The 25733-nt window shown below is 62.8% G+C and carries 26 protein-coding genes and 2 pseudogenes; 17 read left to right on the plus strand and 11 right to left on the minus strand.

Annotated features, from left to right (window positions below; genetic code table 11):
• Nucleotides 1-19: 19 nt before the first annotated feature.
• Nucleotides 20-937, plus strand: a complete 918-nt coding sequence (locus tag NKH12_RS04960; protein ID WP_352952099.1) for a polyprenyl synthetase family protein — start codon at nt 20-22, stop codon at nt 935-937.
• Nucleotides 938-1410: 473 nt separating this feature from the next.
• Here the strand turns inward: NKH12_RS04960 and NKH12_RS04965 are convergent, their stop codons facing one another.
• From NKH12_RS04965 to NKH12_RS04980, 4 genes are all read right to left on the minus strand, one after another.
• Nucleotides 1411-2148 carry a class I SAM-dependent methyltransferase gene (locus NKH12_RS04965; RefSeq protein WP_352952100.1) on the minus strand — a complete coding sequence of 246 codons (738 nt, stop codon included), beginning with the start codon at nt 2146-2148 and terminating at the stop codon, nt 1411-1413.
• An 89-nt stretch (nt 2149-2237) separates the two neighbouring features.
• Nucleotides 2238-3110, minus strand: coding sequence for a lytic transglycosylase domain-containing protein (locus tag NKH12_RS04970; RefSeq protein ID WP_352952101.1), 873 nt, complete (start codon nt 3108-3110; stop codon nt 2238-2240).
• Nucleotides 3111-3114: 4 nt separating this feature from the next.
• Nucleotides 3115-4368: a flavodoxin-dependent (E)-4-hydroxy-3-methylbut-2-enyl-diphosphate synthase gene (gene ispG / locus NKH12_RS04975; protein WP_352952102.1), complete on the minus strand. Its 1254-nt coding sequence runs from the start codon at nt 4366-4368 to the stop codon at nt 3115-3117.
• Nucleotides 4369-4788: 420 nt separating this feature from the next.
• On the minus strand, nt 4789-4968 hold the full coding sequence (locus tag NKH12_RS04980) for a YdcH family protein (RefSeq protein WP_095495322.1): 180 nt from the start codon (nt 4966-4968) through the stop codon (nt 4789-4791).
• 239 nt (nt 4969-5207) lie between these two features.
• Between NKH12_RS04980 and NKH12_RS04985 the strand changes: the two genes are divergently transcribed.
• Nucleotides 5208-5411: a YdcH family protein gene (locus NKH12_RS04985; RefSeq protein ID WP_077380473.1), complete on the plus strand. Its 204-nt coding sequence runs from the start codon at nt 5208-5210 to the stop codon at nt 5409-5411.
• Nucleotides 5412-5445: 34 nt separating this feature from the next.
• Here the strand turns inward: NKH12_RS04985 and NKH12_RS04990 are convergent, their stop codons facing one another.
• Nucleotides 5446-6249 carry an IclR family transcriptional regulator gene (locus NKH12_RS04990; protein ID WP_352952103.1) on the minus strand — a complete coding sequence of 268 codons (804 nt, stop codon included), beginning with the start codon at nt 6247-6249 and terminating at the stop codon, nt 5446-5448.
• Between the two features lie 123 nt (nt 6250-6372).
• On the opposite strand from NKH12_RS04990, the gene NKH12_RS04995 reads away from it, so the two are divergent.
• From NKH12_RS04995 to NKH12_RS05045, 11 genes are all read left to right on the plus strand, one after another.
• The gene (locus NKH12_RS04995) at nt 6373-7254 is read left to right on the plus strand and encodes a transporter substrate-binding protein (protein WP_352952104.1); all 882 of its coding nucleotides are present in this window, start codon (nt 6373-6375) and stop codon (nt 7252-7254) included.
• 70 nt (nt 7255-7324) lie between these two features.
• On the plus strand, nt 7325-7990 hold the full coding sequence (locus tag NKH12_RS05000) for an amino acid ABC transporter permease (RefSeq protein ID WP_352952105.1): 666 nt from the start codon (nt 7325-7327) through the stop codon (nt 7988-7990).
• 1 nt (nt 7991) lies between these two features.
• Nucleotides 7992-8642 carry an amino acid ABC transporter permease gene (locus tag NKH12_RS05005; RefSeq protein WP_352952106.1) on the plus strand — a complete coding sequence of 217 codons (651 nt, stop codon included), beginning with the start codon at nt 7992-7994 and terminating at the stop codon, nt 8640-8642.
• Between the two features lie 4 nt (nt 8643-8646).
• Nucleotides 8647-9441 carry an amino acid ABC transporter ATP-binding protein gene (locus NKH12_RS05010; RefSeq protein ID WP_352952107.1) on the plus strand — a complete coding sequence of 265 codons (795 nt, stop codon included), beginning with the start codon at nt 8647-8649 and terminating at the stop codon, nt 9439-9441.
• A gap of 35 nt (nt 9442-9476) precedes the next feature.
• The gene (locus NKH12_RS05015) at nt 9477-9938 is read left to right on the plus strand and encodes a RidA family protein (protein ID WP_352952108.1); all 462 of its coding nucleotides are present in this window, start codon (nt 9477-9479) and stop codon (nt 9936-9938) included.
• A gap of 23 nt (nt 9939-9961) precedes the next feature.
• On the plus strand, nt 9962-11167 hold the full coding sequence (locus NKH12_RS05020) for an aminotransferase class V-fold PLP-dependent enzyme (RefSeq protein WP_352952109.1): 1206 nt from the start codon (nt 9962-9964) through the stop codon (nt 11165-11167).
• A gap of 104 nt (nt 11168-11271) precedes the next feature.
• Nucleotides 11272-11769 (plus strand): 5-(carboxyamino)imidazole ribonucleotide mutase, encoded by a 498-nt coding sequence (gene purE / locus NKH12_RS05025; RefSeq protein ID WP_352952110.1) that lies wholly within the window; start codon nt 11272-11274, stop codon nt 11767-11769.
• Nucleotides 11766-12842, plus strand: a complete 1077-nt coding sequence (locus NKH12_RS05030; RefSeq protein ID WP_352952111.1) for a 5-(carboxyamino)imidazole ribonucleotide synthase — start codon at nt 11766-11768, stop codon at nt 12840-12842. Before purE ends, NKH12_RS05030 begins: the two co-directional genes overlap by 4 nt.
• A 200-nt stretch (nt 12843-13042) precedes the next feature.
• Nucleotides 13043-13168 (plus strand): type B 50S ribosomal protein L36, encoded by a 126-nt coding sequence (gene ykgO, locus NKH12_RS05035; protein WP_006327841.1) that lies wholly within the window; start codon nt 13043-13045, stop codon nt 13166-13168.
• A 115-nt stretch (nt 13169-13283) separates the two neighbouring features.
• Nucleotides 13284-13868: a tetratricopeptide repeat protein gene (locus NKH12_RS05040; RefSeq protein ID WP_352952112.1), complete on the plus strand. Its 585-nt coding sequence runs from the start codon at nt 13284-13286 to the stop codon at nt 13866-13868.
• A gap of 81 nt (nt 13869-13949) precedes the next feature.
• On the plus strand, nt 13950-15017 hold the full coding sequence (locus NKH12_RS05045) for an alpha/beta fold hydrolase (RefSeq protein WP_352952113.1): 1068 nt from the start codon (nt 13950-13952) through the stop codon (nt 15015-15017).
• A gap of 231 nt (nt 15018-15248) precedes the next feature.
• Here the strand turns inward: NKH12_RS05045 and pyk are convergent, their stop codons facing one another.
• Nucleotides 15249-16685, minus strand: coding sequence for a pyruvate kinase (pyk, locus tag NKH12_RS05050; protein ID WP_352952115.1), 1437 nt, complete (start codon nt 16683-16685; stop codon nt 15249-15251).
• Nucleotides 16682-17128 carry a DUF1036 domain-containing protein gene (locus NKH12_RS05055; protein WP_352952182.1) on the minus strand — a complete coding sequence of 149 codons (447 nt, stop codon included), beginning with the start codon at nt 17126-17128 and terminating at the stop codon, nt 16682-16684. The genes pyk and NKH12_RS05055 overlap by 4 nt, the downstream gene beginning before the upstream one ends.
• A gap of 286 nt (nt 17129-17414) precedes the next feature.
• Between NKH12_RS05055 and NKH12_RS05060 the strand changes: the two genes are divergently transcribed.
• From NKH12_RS05060 to NKH12_RS05070, 3 genes are all read left to right on the plus strand, one after another.
• Nucleotides 17415-18212: an N-formylglutamate amidohydrolase gene (locus NKH12_RS05060; RefSeq protein WP_352952116.1), complete on the plus strand. Its 798-nt coding sequence runs from the start codon at nt 17415-17417 to the stop codon at nt 18210-18212.
• A 10-nt stretch (nt 18213-18222) separates the two neighbouring features.
• Nucleotides 18223-18531 (plus strand): DUF1244 domain-containing protein, encoded by a 309-nt coding sequence (locus tag NKH12_RS05065; protein WP_352952117.1) that lies wholly within the window; start codon nt 18223-18225, stop codon nt 18529-18531.
• A 198-nt stretch (nt 18532-18729) separates the two neighbouring features.
• Nucleotides 18730-19926: an MFS transporter gene (locus tag NKH12_RS05070; RefSeq protein ID WP_352952118.1), complete on the plus strand. Its 1197-nt coding sequence runs from the start codon at nt 18730-18732 to the stop codon at nt 19924-19926.
• Here NKH12_RS05070 and NKH12_RS05075 read toward each other — a convergent pair.
• A pseudogene (locus NKH12_RS05075) lies at nt 19884-20285 on the minus strand (LysR substrate-binding domain-containing protein); the annotation flags it as partial. The gene NKH12_RS05070 and the pseudogene NKH12_RS05075 overlap by 43 nt on opposite strands.
• Here NKH12_RS05075 and NKH12_RS05080 point away from each other — a divergent pair.
• Nucleotides 20275-20623, plus strand: a pseudogene (locus tag NKH12_RS05080) (oxidoreductase); the annotation flags it as partial. The pseudogenes NKH12_RS05075 and NKH12_RS05080 overlap by 11 nt on opposite strands.
• A gap of 138 nt (nt 20624-20761) precedes the next feature.
• Here NKH12_RS05080 and NKH12_RS05085 read toward each other — a convergent pair.
• The 3 genes from NKH12_RS05085 to NKH12_RS05095 all read right to left on the minus strand — a co-directional run bounded on the left by NKH12_RS05085 (nt 20762) and on the right by NKH12_RS05095 (nt 25399).
• The gene (locus NKH12_RS05085) at nt 20762-20920 is read right to left on the minus strand and encodes a DUF3309 family protein (protein ID WP_352952119.1); all 159 of its coding nucleotides are present in this window, start codon (nt 20918-20920) and stop codon (nt 20762-20764) included.
• Nucleotides 20921-21038: 118 nt separating this feature from the next.
• Nucleotides 21039-24215: an efflux RND transporter permease subunit gene (locus NKH12_RS05090; protein ID WP_352952120.1), complete on the minus strand. Its 3177-nt coding sequence runs from the start codon at nt 24213-24215 to the stop codon at nt 21039-21041.
• 2 nt (nt 24216-24217) lie between these two features.
• Nucleotides 24218-25399 (minus strand): efflux RND transporter periplasmic adaptor subunit, encoded by a 1182-nt coding sequence (locus tag NKH12_RS05095; RefSeq protein WP_352952121.1) that lies wholly within the window; start codon nt 25397-25399, stop codon nt 24218-24220.
• Nucleotides 25400-25733 lie beyond the last annotated feature (334 nt).

Here is a 25733-nt window from a genome sequence, read left to right on the forward strand (position 1 = left end):
TCGGCTACCCGTCCCCGGCATGACGAAAGACCATAAAATGCCGTTCGAGGCAGCGCTTGTCGCGCGCACAGGTCCGGTCGAGGCGCTGCTCAGGCAACTGCTCGACGACCGCCTGCTTTCAGGCGAGATCGCGCGGCCGCAACGTCTGATGGAGGCGATGCGCCACGGCGTGCTGAACGGCGGCAAGCGGCTGCGCCCTTTCCTGGTCATGGAAAGCGCCGCGCTGTTTTCCGCCAACGGCGAGGCGGCACTGCGCGTGGCGGCGGCGCTCGAATGCGTGCATTGCTATTCGCTGATCCATGACGATCTGCCGGCCATGGACGACGACGATCTGCGCCGTGGCCAGCCGACCGTGCACAAGGCTTTCGACGAGGCGACCGCCATCCTCGCCGGCGACGCCTTACTGGCGCTCGCCTTCGACATCATTGCCGACGAAGCGACAATGCTGCCGGCCGAGCGACGGGCGGCGCTGGTGCTGGCGCTGGCCCGTGCCGCCGGAGCCGGCGGCATGGTCGGCGGCCAGATGCTCGATCTCGAAGCCGAGCGTTTCAGGCCGGACGAAGCCGGCATCATCCGGCTTCAGGAGATGAAGACCGGCGCACTGATCCGCTTTGCCTGCGAGGCGGGCGCAATCCTGGCCGGCGCGCCAGCGGCCGACCGTGAAAGACTGGCGGAATTCGGCTCGGCGATCGGACTTGCCTTTCAACTTGCCGACGATTTGCTCGACCTGACGGCGGACGCGCATCAGATGGGCAAGGCGACCGGCAAGGATGCCGCCGCCGGCAAGGCGACGCTGGTGGCGCTGCACGGCGCCAATTGGGCGCGGGACCAGCTTCAGGGCCTCGTCGACCAGGCCCACGCCTTACTTCATCCCTATGGCGAAGAGGCCGTGCTTCTGAAGCAGGCAGCGGAATTCGTGGTGGCCCGCAACAGCTGACGCTGTTCCAAGCTGTATTCCCGACGTCTTACGGCGCACCGTGTAGCCAAGGAGGCTGTTCGGCCAGGAAATCCACGAACACGCGCACACGCGGCGACAGAATTCGGCCAGGCGGATAAACAGCGCAGATTGGCGGCCCGTCATGATGATTGTATCCGGTGAGCAATGCGGTCAGTCTGCCTATTCTGATGTCCGGCCCGACCAATAGTCCGACATGCGAATGATGCCGACACCGGCGAGCGCCAGCCGGCGTAGGGCTTCGGTGCTGTTAGCCTCTATCGGGCTGCGGATACGGACCGTCCGGGCCATCGAATGTGCGATGTTCAGAACAGCCAAATCTGCGCGACGCACACGAGTTGCATCGGTGGGCACGTCGCCAGCGCAGCGCCGCAATTGGCCGGTTATGTCTTCGTATTGTGCTCAGTCGGTCACGTCAAAGGATGGGGAACCGCTCAAGGCGAAGCAACGTCCGGCTAGCGCAGCAGGCCGATCGGAATGATTTCCGGCGATGTCGGACCGTATGGCTCGCCACGCCAGTTGCCGAGCCATTCGTCGACGACCAGTCCGGTCTGGTCCAGCATTTGCGCAAGGCTTTCCTTTGTCGGGAAGGCTCTTTTCGATTCGGCGCTGAGCACCCGTCCGATGTCGGGAGCTTCGTAATGGGTCGAGTAAGTGACGACACCGGTAGCGGGATCACGGCGGAAATCGTTCCACGCTCTTACCTTGCCCAATCCGGGATGACTGAGTTCCCGTTGCGACCGTCCCGGCGTCCATTCGAGCCATTCGTCGGTGGCCGGATTTCGCGTGTCGAAGATGAAGCGCCCGTCGGCAGCCAGATGAACAGCGATCGTGCGAAGCACCGCCTCTCGATCTTCTGGCGTCAGAAACACCTGGAAGGCGTGCCCGGTCAAAATCACCAGGTCGAAGCGTCGTCCGAGCCGGACGTTGCGCGCATCGGCTTCGATCCAGTCGACCCTCTGCCCGCCGGCTCTGCGGCGGGCGATATCGAGCATCGCCGGCGCCGGATCGACGCCGGTCACGCTGCGCCGGTCGGCGAGCGCGGCGGCCAATTGCCCGGTGCCGCAGCCGAGATCGAGAACCGAGCCGGCATCCTTGGCAAAGCCGATGCAATAGTCGAAGTCCACCCCACCTTCGTTCTCGATATCGTAGAACTGGACGAGGTCGGGATCGCTGTAGAGACGATCGGTCATGGTAAACCTATAGCTGGAGCCATGGAGCAGCAGAATTCGTGAAATGAAAGCACAGCTTCGGCGGTTTGGCGGCCAATCGGCGGTTACCCTTACCGATTCCGCACGACAATGCATGCACCGCCGACGCTTTGCAGTTTCTGGCAGATGTTGTTGGCCTTGGCTTTGGAGTCGGCGCCGATCCGGACCGCATAGATGCCGCGCCTTCCGATCGGCGAGCGCACCCGACTGACCACCGGATCATGGCCCTTCAGCAAGGCCGGAAATCGGCGCTTCACACCATTCCATTGATTGAGCGCCGCGGCGCGGCGGAAATTGCCGGCCACCTGCACGCCCCACGGCTTGATGTTGATCGACGCCATGGCCACGGTTTGGGACTTGATGACCGGCAGCCTGCGGCAGGCGACCGCGAAGCTCGCCTTCTTGTCGAGCGGCCGGATGGTGCCGGCATAGGCGGTGTCGGTGAACCTGTCGGCCGGCTCGCCCATGATGTCCAGAACGTAGTTTTCGGTCTCCATCGGCAGGAAGCCGCCGGAACTCAGCCAGCGCGATACCCGGTTTTCACCGGCATTGTAGGCGGCGGCCGCCAGGCCGAGATTGCCGAAGCCGGTTTTCATTTCGGCGAGATATTTTGCCGAGGCCGGGATGGCCTGCTCGATATCGAAGGAATTGGCGAGACCGCGTATCTTGGCGGTACCCGGCATGAACTGGGCTATGCCTTCGGCGCCGACCGGACTGACCGCATTCGGATCGAAGCGGCTTTCCTTCCAAATCAGCCGGGCAAAGAAATCCTTGGGCAGGCCGTTTTGATCCGCATGGGCCTCGATCAGATTGCAAACCCGGTCTAGCAGCCGCTGCTTGGCGGGGCGGGGCGGATCGGCGTGAGCGGCTGTCGCCCAGCCGAGCCCGCCAAGCAAAACCAGTCCACCAAGCAAAACCGGCGTCGCCCAGGGGAAGCGCCGCATCGACCTACTCCGCCGCAGCCTTGCCAGGTTGCCCAAACCGCTGCTCGATATAATCGGCGACCATTTTTTCGAAGTCGGCGGCAATCGAAGGGCCGCGCAGCGTCGCCGCCTTCCTGCCGTCGACGAACACCGGCGCCGTCGGCGTCTCGCCGGTGCCGGGCAGCGAAATGCCGATATCGGCATGCTTGGATTCACCTGGACCGTTGACGATGCAGCCCATCACCGCGACCTTGAGGTTCTCGACGCCGGGATATTTTTCACGCCACACCGGCATGTTCTTGCGCAGATCCGCCTGGATATTCTGGGCGAGTTCCTGGAACACGGTCGAAGTCGTGCGGCCACAGCCGGGGCAGGCGGCGACGATCGGCACAAACTGCCGGAATCCCATGGTCTGCAGCAGTTCTTGCGATACTTGCACCTCGCGGGTGCGGTCGCCATTCGGCTCCGGTGTCAGCGAGATGCGGATCGTGTCGCCAATGCCTTGCTGGAGAAGGATGCCCATCGCCGCGGATGAGGCGACGATGCCTTTCGAACCCATGCCGGCCTCGGTGAGGCCGAGATGCAGCGCGTGATTGGAGCGGGTGGCAAGCTCGGTGTAGACGGCGATCAGGTCTTGTACGCCGCTGACCTTGGCCGAGAGGATGATTTTCTCGCGGCCAAGACCGATCTCCTCGGCCATTTCGGCCGAAAGGATCGCCGACTGCACGATCGCCTCGCGCGTCACTTCCTGCGCGGTCAGCGGAAAGCCCTGGCGCTGGTTGTCGTCCATAAGCCGGGTCAGAAGCTCCTGGTCGAGCGACCCCCAGTTGACGCCGATGCGCACCGGCTTGTCGTACCGGATCGCCATCTCGACGATCGCCGTGAACTGCCGGTCCTTCTTGTCCTTGAAGCCGACATTGCCGGGATTGATGCGGTACTTGGCCAGCGCCTCGGCGCAAGCCGGATGGTCGGCGAGCAGCTTGTGGCCGATATAGTGGAAATCGCCGACCAGCGGCACATCGATGCCGAGCCGTTCGAGCCGCTCGCGGATGGCGGGCACAGCGGCAGCACTCTCGTCACGGTCGACGGTGATGCGCACGATCTCGGAGCCGGCGCGATGCAGGGCCGCAACTTGAGCGACTGTCTGGTCGACATCGGCGGTGTCGGTGTTGGTCATCGACTGCACGACGACAGGGGCACCCCCGCCGACCATCACGCCGCCGACATCGACACCGACCGACGTGCGGCGCAGGAAGGGAGAAGAAAAATATCCGGTCATGGCCGGCTGCCCTTTGTTAGCGCCGAATTCCGGAATCGGTTTCCGGAAACAATCATGCGCAAAAATCAAAATACAGCGTCATTCGCGGGTCCGAAAGGAGGCGCGGCGCTGTAGAAGGTCCGGGCATGAGGTGGAGGAGCAAAGATGGCTTGTCAATGGCGGCAGGCAGGCAGACCTGCTAAATCGATAGCAGGAAGACGGCGCCAACCATTGTCGTGTCCATGTCGCTCGAACAAAATAAAGGGGATTCCAGCGGCATGGCTGCCACCGGAAGGATGGTCGCGCGCCGAAAGGGGCGCAGCTACCCCTGCGCATGCCCCCGAAAATCGGAATCGATTTTCGCTGGGGATCATGCGTCAAATCAGAAGTACTACAGCGTCCTTTGCGCGTCCAAATGACGCGCGGCGCTGTAGAAGAGCGTCAGTGCTTGGTCGGTTTCGCCTTCAGTTTTTCAATCTCGTCCTTGAGTGCCAGCTTGCGCCGCTTGAGATTCACGATTTCGAGGTCGTCGACCGATGGATGGTTCATCGCATCATCGATTTCGCGTTCGATGTCGCCGTGTTTCCGCTGCAGCTCATCAAGATGGGATGCAAGAGACATGATTGGTTCTCCCTTTCATGGTTTCCTCGATTGCAGCCGTCAAGGCGCGTCCACCGCAAGTCCGCTTCTGTGACGGCATAATGACAGTGTGCCACTATCGGGCATCGATGTCGAATGCTGCGTGGTAGCATTCCACGACAATACGAAATGTGATATTGGCTGCGCGCCGGTGCAAGATACCTCCGGCCTCGCCCAATCAGGCCCATTTTTGGGCGCCGCAGACGTGCAGACGGTAGATAATGTCCGAACAGGAACAGGCTGATATCCGCCTCGAATATTCTCGGCTGAAGCAGGAGCACGCCGATTTCGACGCGGCCATCAACGCGATGATCGCCATGAATTGCGACCCTCTGCAGATCCAGCGCATGAAGAAGAAAAAACTTTTCCTGAAAGACCGGCTGATGGCGCTGGAAGACCGGATCATCCCCGACATCATCGCGTGAGCGAATCCCACTTACCGTTGCGGCAAAAACCTGCTCATCCGGTGATCGAAAGCCTCGCGGCGCGTTCGCGCAGCAGGGCGATGAGATCGCCGGTCTTCTCCTCGGAAGTGTCGATTGGAACCACCAGGCATATCGTCGCCTCGACCTTGCCGGCAGCTGAAAAGACTGGCGCGGCAAGGCATTTTGTATAGGCGTCGACAAGACCTGAGGTTACACAGTAGCCGGCAGCCCCAGCCGTAGCGATATCGGCTATGAAGTCGTCCAGCAGCAATCTGCGGCCGTCTGGCAGGACGAGATCGTCCTCAGACACCATGTCTTCGACTACGGCCCTTTCGAAACCGGCGAGAAGCAACCGCCCGGATGCGGTCCAGGGAAGCGGGATCTGCAGACCTGTGGCCGAACTGATCCGGAACGGCCTGGTGCCCGGGCTTGAATGGACAATCGTGTAGCGGCCGCTTTGCAGCATGCACAATTCGGATGTCTCGCCTGTTTCGCGCGACAGATTGTCGACTTCCTGACGCCCTCGCCTGAGCAAGTCGTTGCCGCGCACATAGTCCATTCCGTAGAGATAAAGCTTCTTCCCGAAATAGACCCGATTGCCGTCGCCGGCCATTTCCAGCAGGCCCGCATCCACGAGCGAGCGCACGAGCGTGTAGATCGTCGAGCGCGGCGCATTCACTCCCTTGGCGAGATCACCAATCCCGATCGCGCGCTGGTTCGCGTGAAGAAACTCCAGGATATGGAGCACCCGGTTGAGACCCTTCTCGCGGGAGCCCGAAATCTTGTCTTCGTCCGGACCAGCGTCCGGCCGAACTGCCAAGGCATTGCCATCTTGCATTACTGATTCCTGATGTTAGTATCTGTCTTGTACAGGATACATGTGTCTTTTGTAAGAGACAATCCAGCAGATCATCGACGCATGTATCGGCAAAGGGGAACACACAACACGAAGGAGGTCGCCGTGAACGACACATCCAAAAGACGTGAATTTTTGAAACTGGGAATGGCCGGGCTTGCAACGGCCGGAGTGGTGGGCGCAGCAGCAACGGTCGATGTTCAGAAGGCGGCAGCGCAAGCTGCACCGGACAGTCTGCTGCGCACTGTTCTCGACCGCGGCAAGGTGATCGTCGGCACCGGCAGCACCAACGCGCCCTGGCACTTCGAAAACGATGCCGGCGAACTGGTCGGCATGGACATCACCATGGGGCGCATTCTTGCCAAGGGGCTTTTCGACGATACGACCAAGATCGAGTTCGTCATGCAGGATCCGGCACAGCGCATTCCGAACGTAACCACCAACAAGGTCGACATCTCGATCCAGTTCATGACCATGACCGCCCAGCGCTCACAGCTGATCCACTTCTCCCGGCCCTATTACGTCGAAGGCATCGCCTTGCTGACCCTTCCGAACGCCGAAAACAAGACCTTCGACAAGCTGCTTGCCGGCGGTTCGGCGACGCGGATTTCCATCCTGCAGAACGTCGATGCCGAGACAAATGTGCGAATCGTCCTGCCGGAGGCGCAGGTGATGCAGATAGACACGCAGGCCAACGTGCTGCAGGCACTGGAATCGAAGCGCGTCGACGGCGCCGCCGTCGATCTGTCGACGGTCCGCTGGCTCGCCTCGCGTAATCCGGACAAATACTTCGATGCCGGCAAGAGCTGGTTCTCGATGCTTTACGGCGCCGCACTTCGGCAAGGCGACCTCGACTGGCTGACCTTCGTCAACACGACCTTCACCACCGCCATGTTCGGCCATGAGACGGCGCTCTATGACGCTGCATTCAAGGACTATTTCGGACAGGAGCCGCCGGCGCGCCATCCCGGCTTCCCGGTCATCTGATGCAAGCCGGCGGGAGGGCCGCGCCCTTCCGCCTCCTTCTTGTCGACAGCCCTCGATATGACAGGGACACATGGGCTATACCCTAAACTTCAATCTCATCTGGCGGCATTTCGACAAGCTTTGGGGCGGGCTGCTGCTCAGCCTCGAGCTGGCCGTGATCTCCATCGCGATCGGCATCGTCATCGGGCTGCTTCTGGCGGTCTGGTACGTGTCGGCCGGGCGTGCGGTGCGGACCGTCATCGCCGCCTATGTCGAGTTCATCCGCAACGTGCCACTGATCCTGCTCGTCTATCTCGTCTTCTACGGCCTGCCGACGGTGGTCGACATCGCCTACAGTGCGCAGACCTCATTCATTGCCACGCTGTCGCTCTATAGCGGCGCCTATCTGGTCGAGGTGTTCCGCTCGGGCCTCGAAGCGGTTCCGCGCGGACAAATCGACGCCGGCAAGGCGATCGGCCTGACGCCCTGGCAAAGGCTGGTCCATGTGCGCCTGCCGACGATGCTGCGGATAACGCTGCCCGCGCTTTCCAACACGTTTCTATCGCTATTCAAGGACACGTCCGTTGCGTCGGTCATTTCGGTGCCGGAACTCACCTACGGCGCCCAGTGGATCAACTTCAACACCTTCCGCATCGTCGAGGTCTATCTTGTGGTGACGGCGATGTACCTCTTGACCGGCTACGCGCTTCTTTATGCACTTCGGCTTGTCGAGCGCCGATTCAGGGCAGCGCACTAGGATGCTTGGCCAGATCGCCTATGCCTTGCCCTTCCTGGCCCAGGGTTTTGCGGTGACGCTGTGGGTGTCGCTGCTGGTCGTGGTGTTGTCGCTCGTCGCCGGCGTGATGATGGGCGTCGGCCTTGTCTACGGCCCGGCTCCGCTGCGCTGGGCAGTGCGCATTTTCAGCGATACCATTCGCGGCATTCCGATCCTGGTGCTCATCTTTTTCGTCTATTACGGCCTGCCTGCCGTCGGCCTCCATCTGGAATCCTTCTGGGCAGCCGTGCTGGCGCTCACCCTGTTCAAGACGGCGCAGGTCATCGAGTATCTGCGCGGTGCGGTCAGTTCCATACCGAAGGGGCAATCCGAAGCGGCGATGGCGATCGGGCTGACCTTTCGCCAACGACTGGCTTACGTCATCTTCCCGCAAGCGTTCAGGCGTTTCCTGCCGCCATGGATCAATGGCGTCACCGATGCGGTGAAGGGCAGCGCGCTGGTCTCGCTGCTCGGCATCACCGACCTGATGCACGCCATCAACCAGGTCATCGGTCGCACCTACGAAGCAATGCCGCTCTACATCCTCGGCGCGGTCATCTACTTCGCCGTCAATTACGCCCTCTCCCTGGCCAGCCGACGGTTGGAGCGGCGTTTCTCCTTCATCCGGGAATAGCAAGATGCCCATCGCCACGCCCGCCAATCCGGCGCTTCTCGATGTCTCCGAGGTTTCCAAATCCTTCGGATCCGTCGCGGTCCTGCGCTCCGTCAGCCTGCAGGTGACGCGCGGCGAGGTGGTGACTGTCATCGGGCCTTCCGGCAGCGGCAAGACCACGCTGCTGCGCTGCGTCAACTTTCTGGAGAGCTACGACAGCGGCTCCATCCGCATCGACGGCAGGGAGGTCGGCTTCCGCGAGACGGGAACACGCCAGCGCCGCAGCGAGCGCGACCTGGCGAAGATGCGCGCCGAGACCGGAATGGTGTTCCAGAGTTTCAATCTGTTTCCGCATCTGACGGCGGCCGGCAACATCATGCTTGGCCTGCGCAAGGTGCGCGGCAAGAGCAGCACCGAGGCCCGTGCCATTGCCGAGCACTGGCTCGGCCGGGTCGGCCTCGCCCACAAGGCCGACAGCCTGCCGGCCGAGCTTTCCGGCGGCCAGCAGCAGCGCGTCGGCATTGCCCGTGCGGTGGCGATGGAGCCGAAAATCCTGCTTCTCGACGAGATAACCTCCGCGCTCGATCCGGAACTCGTCGGCGAGGTGCTCGAGGTCGTGCGCAGCCTGGCCGAGGACGGCATGACGATGGTGATGGTCACGCACGAGATGGCCTTTGCGCGCGACGCCTCAAGCCGCATCGTCTTCATGGCGGATGGCGGCGTCAGCGCCGCAGGCCCGCCTGCCGAGATTCTGGGCGCGGAGATCGAAAACGAGCGTCTCCGCAACTTCCTGGCGCGGTTTCGTGCCTCACATTTCTGACATGACGGCGAAAGCTGTCGCAAGGAGCCTTTTTCATGACGCCTTACATCCGGCTCGCCGAATTGGGCCTGACGCTGCCCGACCCGCCGACGCCGATCGCCAACTTCGTCACCCACGCCGAGAGCGGACGGCTGATCTTCCTTTCCGGCCAGGGGCCGTTGCGCGCCGACGGCACGCTTTGCACCGGCAAGGTGGGCGAGGACGTCACGGTTGAAGAGGCCTATAAGCATGCCCGTCTCACCGGCCTGAACCTGCTCGCCGTCATGCATGCCGCGGCAGGCGACCTCGGCCGCATCGTGCGCGTCGTCAAGCTGCTTGGCTTCGTCAACGCCGTCCCGACCTTCAGCGACCATCCGAAGGTGGTCAACGGCTGCTCCGATCTTTTCGCCGCTGTCTTTGATAATATCGGCGGGCACGCCCGTTCGGCGATCGGTGTCGGCTCCTTGCCGGGAAACATCACCGTGGAAATCGAGGCGGTCGTCGAGATCGCTGCCTGACGTCTACCAAGGGATCTCTAGAGATGAAAACCTATTCCGAAAACGGCTCCAACACGACAATTCGCGAACGGCTGGGCCTTCGCCCGATCATCAACGTTTCCGGCACGATGACGGCGCTCGGCGCCTCGATCATCGTCCCGGAAGCGATCGCCGCAATGTCGGAAATCGCGTCGCAGTGGGTGGAGATGGACGATCTGCAGCGCGCCGCAAGCACGGTCGTCGCGCGCCTCACAGGGGGCGAGGCCGGCTTCGTCACGGCTTGTTGCGCCAGCGGCATCACCATGGCGATTGCCGGCACAATGACCGGCACCAACCTTCTCGCGATCGAGCGGCTGCCCGACGACACCGAGGGCCTCAAGTCGGAGGTCATCGTCCAGCTCGGCCACATCGTCAATTACGGCGCGCCTATCGACCAGTCGATCCGGTTGGCCGGGGCAAAGACAATACCCGCCGGCACGGTCAGCGTGACGCAGGATTATCATGTCCGCGAGGCGATCCGCGACCGCACCGCGGCGGGCCTCTACGTCGTTGCGCATCACACGGTGCAATACGGCATGCTCTCGCTCGAAGAGTTCTGCGAGATCTGCCACGCCAAGGGTATCCCGGTGGTCGTCGACGCGGCCTCGGAATACGATTTGCGCGGCTTTCTCGCACGTGGCGCCGACATCGTCGTCTACAGCGGACACAAATTTCTCTCAGGACCGACAAGCGGCATCGTCACCGGGCGCAAGGATCTGGTGCGGGCCGCGTATCTCCAGAATCGTGGCGTTGCGCGGGCCATGAAGGTCGGCAAGGAGAGCATCGCTGGCACCATGGCCGCGCTGGAGGCCTGGGAGCGTCGCGATCACGCTGGCATCCGCAAGCGGGAGGAAGCGGCTTTGCATCTGTGGGAGGACGCATTGCAGGGCCTGCCCGGCATCGCCGCGCATATCATTCCCGACCCGACCGCCAATCCGCTTGACCGCCTGCAGGTGCTTGTTACGCCCGAAAGCAGGTTCACCGCCGCCGGCCTTGCCTCGGCGCTGGCGGCAGGTTCGCCTCCCATTATCGTGCGCAACCACGAGGTCGAGCGCGGTCACTTCTTCCTCGACCCTTGCAACCTGCATCCCGGTGAGGCGGAGATCGTCGCCGAGCGCCTGAGGGCAGTGTTGAGCGCAAGTGACCGCCCGGCGGATGCCATGAAATCGGCACGGAAGGATAGCGCCGGCGCTTTGCGCTGGCCGGATTAGGTAACGATGGCGCCGTGCGCCCGAATGCTGCGCAAAGGCATCGCATCCTTGCGGCTCTCCACGAATTCCGCTAATGCGCGCCTTTGCCGTCGCGGAGCCACACCTTGACCGATCAACGCGCCGACGTCGCCATTATCATGGGCAGCCAGTCCGACTGGGCGACGATGCGCCACGCCGCCGAAACGCTGGAGGCGCTGGGCATCCCACATAAGCGGCTGATCGTTTCGGCTCATCGCACTCCCGACCGGCTCTATGACTTCGCCAAGGGCGCCAAGGCGGCCGGTTTTCGGGTGATCATCGCCGGCGCTGGCGGTGCGGCGCACCTGCCCGGCATGACGGCGGCGATGACGCCGCTTCCCGTTTTTGGCGTACCGGTAGAATCGAAGGCGCTTTCCGGACAGGACTCGCTGCTCTCCATCGTCCAGATGCCGGCCGGCATTCCGGTCGGCACGCTGGCCATCGGCAAGGCGGGCGCCACAAATGCCGCCCTTCTGGCCGCGGCAGTGCTGGCGCTGACCGACGAAAAGCTCGCCGCCCGGCTCGATGCCTGGCGCGCTGCCCAGACCGCCAAGGTCGCCGCAGAGCCCACGGACACGCCATGAGCCTGCCTGCCGGATCGACCATCGGCATCATCGGCGGCGGCCAGCTCGGCCGCATGCTGGCCATGGCCGCCGCCCGCCTCGGCTACCGCACGGTCGTGCTGGAGCCACAGCCGGATTGCCCGGCGGCACAGGTCGCCAACCAACAGATCGCCGCCGCCTATGACGACACGGCTGCGCTCGCCGAACTGGCTGCAGTCAGCGCCGTCGTCACCTATGAGTTCGAGAACGTGCCGGTCATGGCTGCCAGCGCGCTTGCCGTCACGGTTCCGGGCTATCCGCCGGCGCGCGCGCTGGAAGTCGCGCAGGACCGGGTGGCGGAGAAGAAATTCCTCAACGGCATCGGCGTTCCCACGGCGGATTTCTGTCCCGTCGACAATGACGACGAATTGACGGCGGCGCTGAAAAAGTTCGACGGCAGCGGCATATTGAAGACGCGGCGCATGGGCTATGACGGCAAGGGCCAGCGCGTCTTCCGCAACATGGAAACGGGCGGCTTTGCCGGCACCTGCGAGGCGATGGGCAACGTGCCGTTGATCCTCGAATCCTTCGTCGCCTTCGAACGCGAGATTTCGGTGATCGCTGCGCGCGGCATGGACGGTTCGCTCGCCGCCTACGATCCGGCAGAAAACGTCCACCGCGACGGCATCCTGCACAGCTCGACCCTGCCGGCTGGAATAACGTCCGAAACAGCGGTTTCGGCGCAAGCGGCAGCAGCAGAAATACTTGCCGCACTCGACTATGTCGGCGTCATCGGCATCGAGTTCTTTGTCCTTGCCGACGGCGCGCTGCTGGCCAATGAGATCGCGCCGCGCGTTCACAATTCCGGCCACTGGACGGAAGTCGCCTGCATCGTCTCGCAGTTCGAACAGCACATTCGCGCCGTCGCCGGCCTGCCGCTGGGAAATCCCGGCCGCCATTTCGACTGCGTCATGGAGAACCTGATCGGCGACGATGTCTTGCGCGTCCCGACCCTGCTCGCCGAGCCCGATCTGATGCTGCATCTCTACGGCAAGGCCGAAGCGCGTCCCGGCCGCAAGATGGGCCATTTTACGCGAATGAGCCGTCACCGTTGAGGGCTATTGGACGGCGTCGCTGTAACGCCGTCGATGGCAGAAACTCAAATCCGCCACACTAGCTTCGTCCATGAAGCACGCTTGCGGTTGACACGGACAAGGCTCCTCGTTTATGAGCCACGCACAAGTTGAGAGGCGCGCTTTCCGAGCGCGCCTTAATAATTCGGCCCAAGACCGGGCCCAGACCGACGGGCAAGACCATGAAGATCAAGAATTCGCTCAAGGCGCTCAAGGCGCGTCACCGCGACAACCAGCTGGTTCGCCGCAAGGGCCGCGTTTACATCATCAACAAGACCGCTCCGCGCTACAAGGCGCGCCAGGGCTGAGTCTTTCGCGTGGGGGCGCCTGCCTCCGCGCCTGCATGATGTAATTTTGCCGGCCTGACGGCCTCTCACGCTAAATTCAATTTGACGATCCGCTGTCCGGGGTTAGATTCCGGTCATGCGGATTCTTTTTGCATTCTTCGCGGCGCTTTTTCTTTTCGGTTTCGCCCCGCTTCCGGCTCGAGCGGAAGACCCGGTCACCCCTCCGGTCCCCACGACCAGGGAAGCAAGGCTCGACCAGCTGTTTGTCGACCTGAAGCGCCAGCGCAATGAAAAAGCTGCCGAGCGCATCGCCGCGCGCATCTCGCACGAGTGGTCGCAATCGGGCAGCGCCTCGATCGACCTGATGATGCAATGGTCACAAAAGGCTACCGAAGACAAGAAATTCGACGTGGCGCTCGACTTCCTCGACCAGGTGGTGACATTGCAACCGGCCTATGCGGAAGGCTGGAACCGGCGCGCCACCGTACATTTCATGATGAATAACTTTGGGAAATCGATGTCGGACATCGACCGCACGCTGCAGCTCGAGCCGCGCCATTTTGGCGCGCTGTCCGGGCTGGCGCAGATTATGGCGGTAACCGGCCACAAGCAGTCGGCGCTGGAAGCCTGGCAGCGCGTGCTCAGCATCTACCCGATGATGCGCAGCGCCCAGGATCAGGTCGGTACGCTTTCGGAAGAACTTGCCGGCGAAGGGATATGAGGTTGGCGGACAATTCCACTTGAGTGAAAGTCTTTTTAGCTAGACTGTGAACTAATTTCGCTCCGGTCCGTACCTCTCTCCATGAACCCGATCTACGCCGCGCTCGCCTTCCTCCTGGCGCTTGTGTTCACCCTTGCAGGTGTCACCCGCGCCGGTTCATGGCTGATCGAGCGCCGCAATCCGCCGATCGGCAACTTCGCGGATATTAACGGTGCCCGCATCCACTACGTTCACGTTCCGGCGCGGGAAAACGCCGAACTGCCGCCGATTGTCTTTATCCACGGCGCCAGCGCCAATCTCAGGGATCAGATGCTGCCGTTGAGGCCCTTGCTGGAAGGCCGTGCCGAGATGCTGTTCTTCGACCGCCCGGGTGCAGGCTGGTCGGCGCGCGGCCCCCGCAACAACGAGACCCCATCGGCACAGGCCAGCACCATCGCAGCGCTGATGGACCATCTCGGCATCAGGAAAGCCATCATCGCCGGCCATTCCTTCGGCGGCTCGGTGACCACCGCCTTCGGCCGCGAGCATCCCGACAAGACGCTCGGCCTCGTGTTCATGGCGCCTGCCACCCATCCCTGGCCGGGCGGCGCGACCGCCTGGTACTACAATTTGACGACCATTCCGATCGTCGGCCGGCTTTTTTCCGAAACGCTGACCTATCCGTCGGGAACGCTGCAGATGAATGCCGCCACCGCCTGCGTCTTTGCCCCCAACAAGGTGCCGGACTTCTATGTCGCCGCGGTCGCGATCCCGCTGGTGCTTCGGCCGAACGCCTTTCGTGCCAACGCCACCGATGTCGCCGGGCTTTATCGCTACACGCTCGATGCCGCACCGCACTACCGCGATATCAAGGCGCCGACTGTGGTCATCTCGGGCGACCGCGACAAGGTGGTCTATGCAACGATCCATTCGGTCGGCCTTGTCCGCGATATCGCCGGGGCCGAACTGGTCTGGGTCCGCAATCTCGGCCACAAGCCGGACTGGATAGCACCCGATCTCGTTGTCGGTGCGATCGAAAAGGTCGCCGGCAGGGACGTGGATCTTCAGGCAATGGCCAAGGCCGTGGAAGTCAGGATTGCCGGCGACACCTACGGCGCCGGCAAATGCGCCGACATCAAAGCGCCGGAAGCCGAACTCGCGCCGATTTAGAGCAACCTCGCCGAAGCGCGTCGAATTCGTGGATGACGCCCGTCATTTCAGCCGGCGGCAGCCAGGCGACGAGCGCGGTCGGATCCCTGAAGACCGCGTAGAGGTATTCGAGCCGGGCTTGATGACCCTCGACGTGCGGGTCCAGACGCCCGCATGATCTCATGTGGCCTCCAATGGTCGCTACACGGAGAACAGGATCTCCCTGCCGCGAATCCGCCCAGTGTGAGCGGCCTAGCGGCGGGCCTGCACGTCCGACCCGACATAGGCGATGCGCAGCATGTTGGTGGAGCCCGGCGTCCTCAGCGGCACGCCGGCCGTGATGATGACCCGGTCGCCCGGCTTGCCGAACCCTTCGTCCAAAGCGATGCGGCAGGCGCGGTCGACCATGTCGTCGAGGTCGATGGCGTCGGGCGAGACGACACAATGCGTGCCCCACAAAAGCGACAGCCGCCGCGCCGTGTTGACGATCGGCGACAGCGCCACGATCGGCACCTGCGGCCGCTCGCGCGCGGCGCGCAGGCCGGTCGTGCCCGACGCCGTATAGCTGATGATCGCCGACAGTTTCAGCGTCTCGGCGATTTCGCGGGCGGCGAGCGAGATGGCGTCGGCGCCGGTCGCTTCCGGCTCCGAGCGCTGCGCATTGATGATGCCGGCATAGGTCGGGTCGGTTTCGACCTTGCTGGCGATGCGGTTCATCATCGCTACCGCCTCGACCGGGTAGGCTCCGGCCGCGGACTCCGCCGAGAGCATGATGGCGTCGGCGCCTTCGAACACGGCGATCGAGACGTCCGACACCTCGGCGCGGGTCGGCACCGGCGCGGTGATCATCGATTCCAGCATCTGCGTGGCGATCACCACCGGCTTGCCGGCGCGGCGCGCGGCGCGGGTGATCTGCTTCTGGATACCGGGCACGGCTTCGAGCGGCATTTCGACGCCGAGATCGCCGCGGGCAACCATCAGTGCATCCGAAAGTTCGATGATCTCGGCCAGCCGGGCGACGGCCTGCGGCTTTTCGATCTTGGCCATGATGAGCGCCCGGCCGCGCGCGATCTTGCGCGCTTCCGCCAAATCCTCCGGCCGCTGCACGAACGACAGCGCTACCCAGTCGACGCCGGTGGCCAGCACCGCATCGAGGTCCCTGCGGTCCTTTTCGGTCAGCGCGCCGACCGGCAGGTCGGTGTCGGGCAGGCTGACGCCCTTCTTGTCGGAGATGCTGCTGCCGGCCACCACGGTGCAGACGATCGCCTTGCCGTCGCTCTTCACCGCCTTCAGCTCGAGCTTGCCGTCGTCGATCAAAAGACGGTGACCGGCCTCGACCGACCTCAGGATTTCGGGGTGGGGCAAATAGACCCTGGTCGAATTGCCGGGCTCGGGACTGTCGTCGAGTGTGAAAGTCTGGCCGAGTGTCAGCGCCTCCTTGCCGCTGGCGAATTTGCCAACGCGCAGCTTGGGCCCCTGCAAGTCGGCGAGAATACCGATCGGCCGGCCGACTGCTTTCTCGACAGCGCGGATGCGACCGACAAGTGTGTGCATCAATTCATGATCGGTGTGGCTCATATTGATGCGAAACACGTCGGCGCCGGCTTCGAAGAGCTTCTTCAGCATGTCCTCGGAGGAGGAGGCCGGACCGATGGTGGCGAGTATCTTGACCTTGCGGCTGCGTCTCATTGACTATTTGTTCCCGGGGCGGCTGGAACGCCCCCCGTTGCGGGGTCATCGGTCAGCTGGACCATCCAGCTTGCCTGCTCGCCCGTGTCATATTCCTGGAATCCGGCGCGCTGGAAGCCCCGGGCGACGCAATCGGTAACGCCGGCGATCTTGAACTCTTTTTCGGCCACGCACATGTTGATCGGGCCATCCCAGCGCCCGCCGCGCTCGGCGTCTTCTGCATAAAGATAGTAAAATCTTGATGACAGCGGCCCTTCAATCAGCGTCTTGCAGCTCGATCCTTCGATGTGCCACCAGCCTTCGGTGATCCAGCCGGCCTTGGCGCGATAGCCGATGCCGACGCCGACAAGGTTCTGCGTGGCGTTGCAGACACGGAAATCGGCATGCGCCGGCGAGGCAGCAAGCATCGCGGCGAGGCCTACAGCAAGGGTCAGGAGCGGCATGGCGAAGGCATAGCGCACGCGCGGCCTGCCGGCGGAACCCATCCTGAAATCCCTCAAGAACCACATTTGCATCTCTCAACGCCCCTTTTCGGAAAAGTCCGGGCGCATGTCAACGCGCCCTTTTGCTCAATTCCAATCGATTTAGAAAGGCTTCGCGCACGATCTGTCGCCTTCTGCCAGATTTCCGCAGAAACCGTGGCCAAACGACGGCATTGCGTAGTCGTCCTCTTCGTGGAAAGACGATACCATCCTCCCTGGAAGCCAGCGAACAGACCATTTCCCGCCAATGACCCGATCCACAGTTTTCGCGCCTTTCGACATCGTCGAAGGCGACCGCAAGCGAGGCATCGTGCTTTTGGCCGATCACGCCCGTCGCGACTTGCCGGAAGAGTATGGCAGCCTCGGCTTGCCGGCGGCGGAATTCGACCGCCATATCGCCTACGACATCGGTGTCGAGACGGTGACGCGCGAACTGGCGGCTTTGCTCGGCGTGCCGGCGGTACTCGCCAACTTTTCGCGACTTCTGATCGATCCCAATCGCGGCGACGACGATCCGACGCTAATCCGCCAACTCTATGACGGCACCGTCATTTCGGGGAATTATCCACTTGCCTTGAAAGAACGTGAAAGGCGGCTCGACCGCTTCTATCGGCCCTATCACGATGCCATCGGCGCCATGATCGCATCGGTGGCGCAGGCTTCCTCAAGCGCCCCCTTCATCTTTTCGGTACATTCCTTCACCCCGTTCATGCAGGGATTCGTGCGCCCTTGGCATGTTGGAGTCTTGTGGGATCGCGACGACCGGGTGGCGCGACCGCTGATCGACATGCTCGCCGAGGACAAAAGCCTTATCGTCGGCGACAACGAGCCCTATGACGGCGCATTGCGCGGCGACACCATGTCCAGGCATGCCATCGTCAACGGCTTTGCCCATGCGCTGATCGAAATCCGTCAGGACCTGATTGCCGATCGGAAGGATGCGGTCGCCTGGGCCGAACGGCTCGCGCCGATCATTGACGCAATCAACCGCCGTCCCGATATACATCAGGTCAGACGATTCGGCTCGCGCACCGGGCCGCTCTAAGGAGTTTTTGATGACCGAACTCAGCGAGGAACAGAAACGCGATTTCGAAGCCGCCGCCTTCCGCCGGCTGGTCGCGCATCTGCGCGAACGCACGGACGTGCAGAACATCGACCTGATGAACCTCGCCGGCTTCTGCCGCAACTGCCTCTCCAACTGGTATCGCGACGCCGCGGAGGCCGAGGGCGTCGATCTCAGCAAGGACCAGTCGCGCGAGATTATCTATGGCATGGCCTATGCCGAATGGCAGGCGCTCAACCAGACCGAGGCCTCCGATGCGAAGAAGGCGGAGTTCGAGGCAAGACGCCCCAGGGATCACTAAGACCACGATCCCGAAAAGTGGAATCCGGTTTTCGGATAAGATCATGGTCGAACAAAAAGCCCTGTCCCGATCGGCTCTCATCAACCTCGGGTTCGAGCGAGTCGCTTGGCCCAAGCACTTCCAAGAACGAGCGCTTGACTGAGGATTGAATCGATCTAATTTGCCGCGCGAAGCCATTTTCGCATCGGATTCTAGACGATGGACACGCCAAGCGTCATGCAAACCGCAATTCGTGGACGATGGGCCGTGGCGGTCATTTTCCTGGCCAATGGCTTTCTGACCGGCGCCTGGGCGCCGCAGATCCCGGTGGTTCTGACCCGGCTGGATATCAGCAAGTTTACGCTCGGCCTGCTGATCCTGCTGTTCGGCGCCGGTGCGGTCACAGCCATGACCTGGTGCGGCCACTTGATTTCCAGGCATGGTTCGCGCACCGTGCTGCGCTGGTTCGGTCTCATCGGCAGCTTCGGCCTGCTGGTTGTGGCGCTTGCCCCCAACGTGCCGCTGGCGGCCATCGCCATGTTCATCTTCGGCGCTTCGATCGGCGGCATGGATGTCGCCATGAACGCCAATGCGGTCACGGTGGAACGGCGGTTGTCCCGCGCCATCATGTCGTCCTCGCACGGCTTCTGGAGCCTTGGCGGTTTCGCCGGCGGCGCGCTCGGCGGGTTCGCCATCCAGAATTACGGCCATCTCGCCCATGCGGCGGTGGTAACGGCTCTTGCCTTTGCCATGATCGCGGTGGCAGTTCGATACCTGATCGCCGAGGGCAAGCCGCCCCAAGGATCATCAGGGATTACCGGACATCGCAAATTCGCGCTGCCTGGAAATCCGCTGGTCTATCTGGTCGGGCTGATGGCGCTGATGACGATGATCTCCGAGGGTGCGGTGCTCGACTGGGCGGCGCTTTACCTGCAACAGGAACTCGGCACCGACCTCGCCATAGCTGGTTTGGCCTATGCCGCTTTTTCCGGCGTCATGGCCGTCATGCGCTTCGTTGGCGACGGCGTCCGCAACCGTTTCGGTGCGGTAACGACGCTGCGGGTCTCGGCCCTCGTCGCCGCCGCCGGCATGCTGGTGGCTGGGCTGGCGCCCTCGCCCTGGCTCGCCATCTCAGCTTTTGCCTTTTGCGGCTTCGGCATCGCCAATATGGTGCCGATCCTGTTTTCTGCCGGCGGCAACCAGGAAGGCATGTCGTCCGGCACCGGTATGAGCGTCGTCACCACGATGGGCTATTCCGGCATTCTGGTGGCGCCGTCGGCGATCGGCTTCATCGCCGAGCATTCGAGCTTCAGTCCGATCTTCGTCGCTTTGTCGGGGCTGCTGGTCGTCGTATTTTTGATGGCCGGGCTCGCTCACCGCGCCGAATTCGCCCCCGACGCAGCACCGGCCGAATAGCGCTTCAACTCCTCATAGAGGAAATCCGCGACACGGCGAATGCGCACGCTGGTGCGCACGTCGCGGTGCATGGCCAGCCATACCGGCAGCGTCGGCAGCGCGAGGCCCGGCAGCACTGTCTCCACCAGCGGATCGCGGTCAGCCAGCGGTTCCTGGCCAAAGCCGATGCCGTTTCCCGCCCGCACCGCTTCCCACATCACGATTTGGTTGTCGGTCCTGAAACGGAAGGCATTGCGGGTGAGCGGGACGCCGAACTGGGCAAAGCCGCGAATGATCTCATCGCTGCGGTCGAGGCCGATCAGGTCGTGGCCGGCAAGATCGCCGGGCTCGCGCGGACGGCCCCGCCGGTCACTGACTGAGAATCTCAACAAGCTCGGCGCCTACGAGGCGCTGAACTTTCCCGGCCACGCCGTTACCGATCTGGAGATCAAGGCGGCCGCGGAACAGGCGCTCGGGCGCACGCTGAAACTCACGTCGATGCCGTGGTGGGTGCTGCGCGCCGGCAGCCGGTTTCGTGGCGATGTGGCGCGAGTTCGTCTCGATGTCCTATCTCCGCTTCGAGCCACACCAGCTCGTCTCGGCAAGGCTGGAAGGCATAATCGGCACGATCCCGCATACGCCGCTGGATAGGGCGGTGGCAGAAGCCCTCGATGATATCGGTGTGGCCACGATTGATGGCGTTTCGAAAGCTGCCTGAAACGGAGAGCGGCCATTACCCAACGCATGATCCGAACCGAAGGCTCGGAAAGGACCATGCGCAAAATCAAATGCTACAGCGCTGTGAGTCCAAAAGGACGCGCAGCGCTGTAGCATTCGTGCGCACCAAAACTCCGGGTCAAATCCTGCCCATCAGCAGCAACACCAAGAGGACGATCAGGATGACGCCGACGATGCCGGAGGGACCATAACCCCAAGCACGCGAATGAGGCCATGCCGGCACCGCGCCGATCAAAATGAGGATCAAAATGATAACGAGAATGGTGCTGAGCGTCATGGGAAACTCCCCGCTTTGAGGTGTTGCATGACAGACAATGCAAAAGGCCGCTGGGTTGTTCCCGGCGGCCTTTTCTTTGCGCGTTCAGAATACGCGCGGCGCTCCAAGCAAAGTTGGCCTATTCGGCGGCCTTCGGGAAGGCGATCGCCGGCTCGTCAAGCGAGCCCGGTCTTGCGGAAGTCTCTACAGTCGCACCGACTGTCTTGCCGCGTCGGAACACCCGACGGAAGAATGCATAGAAGCGGCTGTTCTTACTACGCGTGAACACCATCAGCATCGACGGTGTCACCACCAGCGTCAGCAAGGTGGCGAAGGACAGGCCGAAGACGATCGCCGACGACAGTGAAATCCACCATTGCGTCGACGGCGCGTTGATCGTCGTCTCGTGATGGAAGATTTCGAGACCGAGGCCGAAAGCGATCGGCAGCACGCCGAGGATCGCCGACACCGCGGTCAGGACGACCGGGCGGGCACGTTCACGGCAGGTCTGCAGAACCGCGTCCATCTTATCCCAGCCTTCTTCGCGCAGCCGGTCATAGGTGTCGATCAGCACGATGTTGTTGTTCACCACCACACCGGCCAGCGCGATGACGCCGATGCCCGACATGACGATGCCGAACGCCTCTCCAGTCAACAGCAATCCCAGGAACACACCGACCGTCGCCATAACCACGCAGGACAGCACCAGCCAGACGCTGGTGAATTTGTTGAACTGCATCAGAAGCACGAGGAAAATCAGGAAGATCGCGGCACCGAAGGCTTTGCTGAGGAAGGCGCTGGCCTCGGCGCTATCTTCGTTAGAGCCGGCAAGCTTCCAGCGTATGCCGCTGCCGAGCTCCATATCGGTGACCGCCTGGGTGACCTGCTGCTGGACAGAAGCGACTTGCTCGCCGGCGGCGACATTGGCCTGGACGACCACCGTGCGCGCGCCGTCGATGCGGTTGAGGATGCCGACAGTCGGCTCGGGCTTGCGAACGACGAAATTCGAGATCGGCACCGACCCTTGCGAAGTCTGCACCCTGAGGTCGTCGAGTGTCGACAGCGTGCGCCGGTCCTCGGGCAGTCGCAGCCTGATGTCGACGGCGTCGTCAGCACCGGCTGGCCGGTATTCACTGAGCTTCAGCCCGTTCGTCACCAGTTGCACTACCGTTCCGACAGAGGTCGGGCTGATGCCGTATTGCGCCGCCTTGGCGCGATCAACGTCGAGCGCCCAGTCGACGCCGGGCGGGGGCAGGCCGTCGGAAATGTCGATGACGCCTGGCACCTTGGCAATGCGCGCGGCGACGGCGCGCGCCTTGTCGTCGAGACCTTTCGGGTCGACGGCCGAAAGCCTGATCTGGATCGGCTTGCCGGTGGGCGGGCCGGCCTCGGGCACGCGAACCTCGACGTCAACGCCGGGAATGCCGGCCATGACGCCGCGCAGTTCGTCCAGGATCGCGTTCGCCGATTTGCGCTCGCGCCAGTCGACGAACTCGTACTGGATCACACCGACCACGTCTTCAGGAATGTCCTGGCCGCCGCCTTGCGTCTTGCCGACACGGGTATAGACCGATTTCACCCCTGGCCAGCCGAGAAGCCGGTTTTCCGCGGTCTTCGTGGCAGCATCCATTTCGGCGAGCGAAAGGTTGCCGCGGGCGTGCACATAGAGCAGGCCGTAGTCAGGCTCGACATTCGGGAAAAACTCGACGCCGGCGCCATATTTCGAATAGGCAAAACCGACACCGAACAAAAGGCCGACGGTGAGCAGAAGCACGGTGATGGGAAAGCGCACCGCCTGCTTGACCACGGCCATGTACCAGCCGTCGCGGTTGTCATTCTCGTGATGCGGCGGCGCCTTGGCGAACAAGGCGCCCAGCGCCGGCGCAAAGACCAGTGCGTAAAGCATCGAGGCCGAGAGCGTGACGATCAGCGTGATTGGCATGTATTTCATAAAGTCGCCGATGATGCCCGGCCAGAACAGCAGCGGCGAAAAGGCGGCGATGCGCGTCATCGTCGCCGCGATGACCGGACCGGCCATGCGCTTGGCGGCAAGCTCGAAAGCCTGTGCCTTCGGCATGCCTTCGCTCATCCGTCGCTCGGCGAATTCGGTGACGATGATGGCATCGTCGACGAGCATGCCGACCGCCAGGATGAGGCTGAACAGCACGATCATGTTGATCATGTAGCCCATCATGGCCAACAGCAGGATGCCGATCAGGAAGGACGATGGAATGGCCAGTCCGATCAGCAGCGAGGCACGGCCCGACAGTGCATAGAGAATGACGATGAACACCAGGATCACGGCGATCATGACGTGGTTCTGCAGATCGCCGAGCAACTGGTTGACGAAGACCGACTTGTCCTGCGTGTAGGTGACGTGCATGCCTTCCGGCATGGTCTTTATGAAGGCATCGGACACGGTCCTCACCTGGGCGATCGTGTCGATCAGGTTGGAGCCGATGCGCTTCTTCACCTCGATGGCGATTGCCGGCTTGCCGTCGAGACGGGTCACAGTCTCGGCGTCCTTAAAGGTGGAGCGGACGGTGGCGATATCCTTGGCCTGCACCACGGCATTGGGGCCGGCGACGATCGGAAGCGCCGCCACGTCCTCCGGCGTTTCGATCAGCGATGGCACCTTGACCGCGTATTTGCCTTCGGACCCTTCGATGTTGCCGGCGGCGACAAGACTGTTGGAATCGCCGACCGCACCGATCAGCTGGTCGAGCTGCAGCCCGTAGGAAGACAGTTTCATCGGATCGATGACGACTTCGACGAGATCGTCGCGCGCACCTTGCAGCGCGCCTTCCAGCACGCCCGGCACTTCCTCGATGCGGTCCCGCAACTCGCGCGCGGCCGCCGTGAGCATGCGCTCGGGCACTTCGCCCGACAGCGTCACGACAAGGACGGGGAATTCGGAGACGTTGACTTCGGAGACTACAGGCTCCTCAGCTGCCTGAGGCAGGTCGGCCTTGCCATCCTGGACCTTGCTGCGCGTGTCCTGCAACGCCGTCGCCAGATCCGTCTGCGGGTGGAATTCGACCAGCACATAACCGCCGCCCTGGAAGGCGGCCGAGCGCATCTCCTTGAGACCCTTGAGGCTCTTCAGCTTGGCTTCCATCGGCCGCAGCAGAAGGCGCTCCGAATCCTCGGGCGAGATGCCCTGATAGATCAGGCTGACATACATCATCGGAATCGGAACGTCGGGTTCCGCTTCCTTCGGCGTCGACTGGTAGGCGACCGCACCCGCCAGGATGAGGAAGACCAGGACCGAAATGGTCAGCCGGGCATTGTTGATTGCGAGTTTGACGATATCCATGATTACTGCGTCCCGGCCGTCGCTTCGCCCAACAGCTTCTGGATGGTCGCCTGATCGGCCTCGACCGGCTTGACCGCTTCGCCTTCCTTCACCAGTTCCTGGCCGGCGACGATGATGCGCGCATCGGCAGGGATGCCGCCAAGCACCAGGCCGGTTGGCGTGTCGTCTACCAGATCGATCGGGAAGAACACGACCTTGTCGTCCTTGTCGACGGCGCGGATGCCAAGGTCGCCCTTGTCGCCGAGCGTCACCACGGAGCGCGGCAGCATGACGGCGTCGGTCGGCTGTGCGCTCAGCGCGATCTCGGCGGTCATCCCGGCCGGAATAGTGCCCTCGGGGTTGGGGATTGCGATCTCGACGCGGAAGGTGCGGGTGGCGGACGAGGCGTCGCGGCTGATATAGCGCACGGTGCCCTCGACATTCTGGCCGCTGACCAACCGTACATTCGCCTTGTCGCCGATCTTCAGATAGCCGAGATCCCGTTCGCTGACCTCGCCGCGGGCGATCACCGGATCGAGGCTCAGAATGGTCGCCACTTCGCCGCCCTGCATCACCGAACTGCCAAGCTCCACCGGCACCCGGTCGATGACGCCGTCGAAGGGCGCCTTCACCTCGTTGCGATCAAGCTCGGCCTGCGCGGCTTCCAGGTGCGACTGGGCCAGCGTCAGGTTGGAGCGGGCCGTATCGAGCTGCAGCTTGGGCAGATTGCCGGTCTTCATCAGCCGCAATGCTGCATCGAGTTCGGCCTGACGCTGAACCAGAAGCTGCTTGGCGTTGCTGACCGCCGAAAGCTTTTCCTCGGCTGCGAGCATCAGCACAAGGTCGCCGGTCTTGACGCGCTGTCCCTGCTTGACCGGCAGCTTGTTGATGACGCCGGCGACGCGGGTCGCCAGGACCGCGCGCTTGTCGGCTTCGGTCAGTCCGGAAATGCGAATAGCGCGCGCATAGGTACGCCTAGGCGGAGTTATGATCGCGACGGTGCGCAACGGCGCCTTGGGCTGCTCTGCTTCAGCGGGCTTCGCCTTGCCGGCGTCAGCCGCCTTTGGCTGCTCTGCCTCCCCCGCCTTGGGTTCGTTGTCGGCGGCCGCGCTGCCGACGGACGAGAACTCGCCCGTTACCATCCATGCAGCGAACCCGACAAGCACAACAATAGCTGCAAGCTTGTGAAACCTGTATTTCGGCATCGTCGTTTTTCCAGTGCGCGGGGTTCGGCCAGGCCGCGTCTTCTAACTCGGCGCGTCGCCGATATGGGTGCGCGCAAGGCCGTGTTCAACTTGCCGTGATCGGCGAACGAGCTTCTACATCAAAGTTGCACCGCAATATAGTCAGAAAAGTTGATGGGTAATACTTCGCTGGGCAGGATGCGCCCGCCGCCATGACGCGCGCCGGATCAGCGCAGCCGTTCCGTCTGCCACATGGCGGTCGGCGCAGCGCGGATGCGAAAGTAACCGCTAGACCGCGTCCCTCGGACAAGCCCTTGGGTGCATCAACCGTCATCGTTGCCGTGCCTTAGGCTTT

It is taken from the genome of Mesorhizobium sp. M1322 (genome assembly GCF_040318085.1).
Taxonomy (GTDB): Bacteria; Pseudomonadota; Alphaproteobacteria; order Rhizobiales; family Rhizobiaceae; genus Mesorhizobium.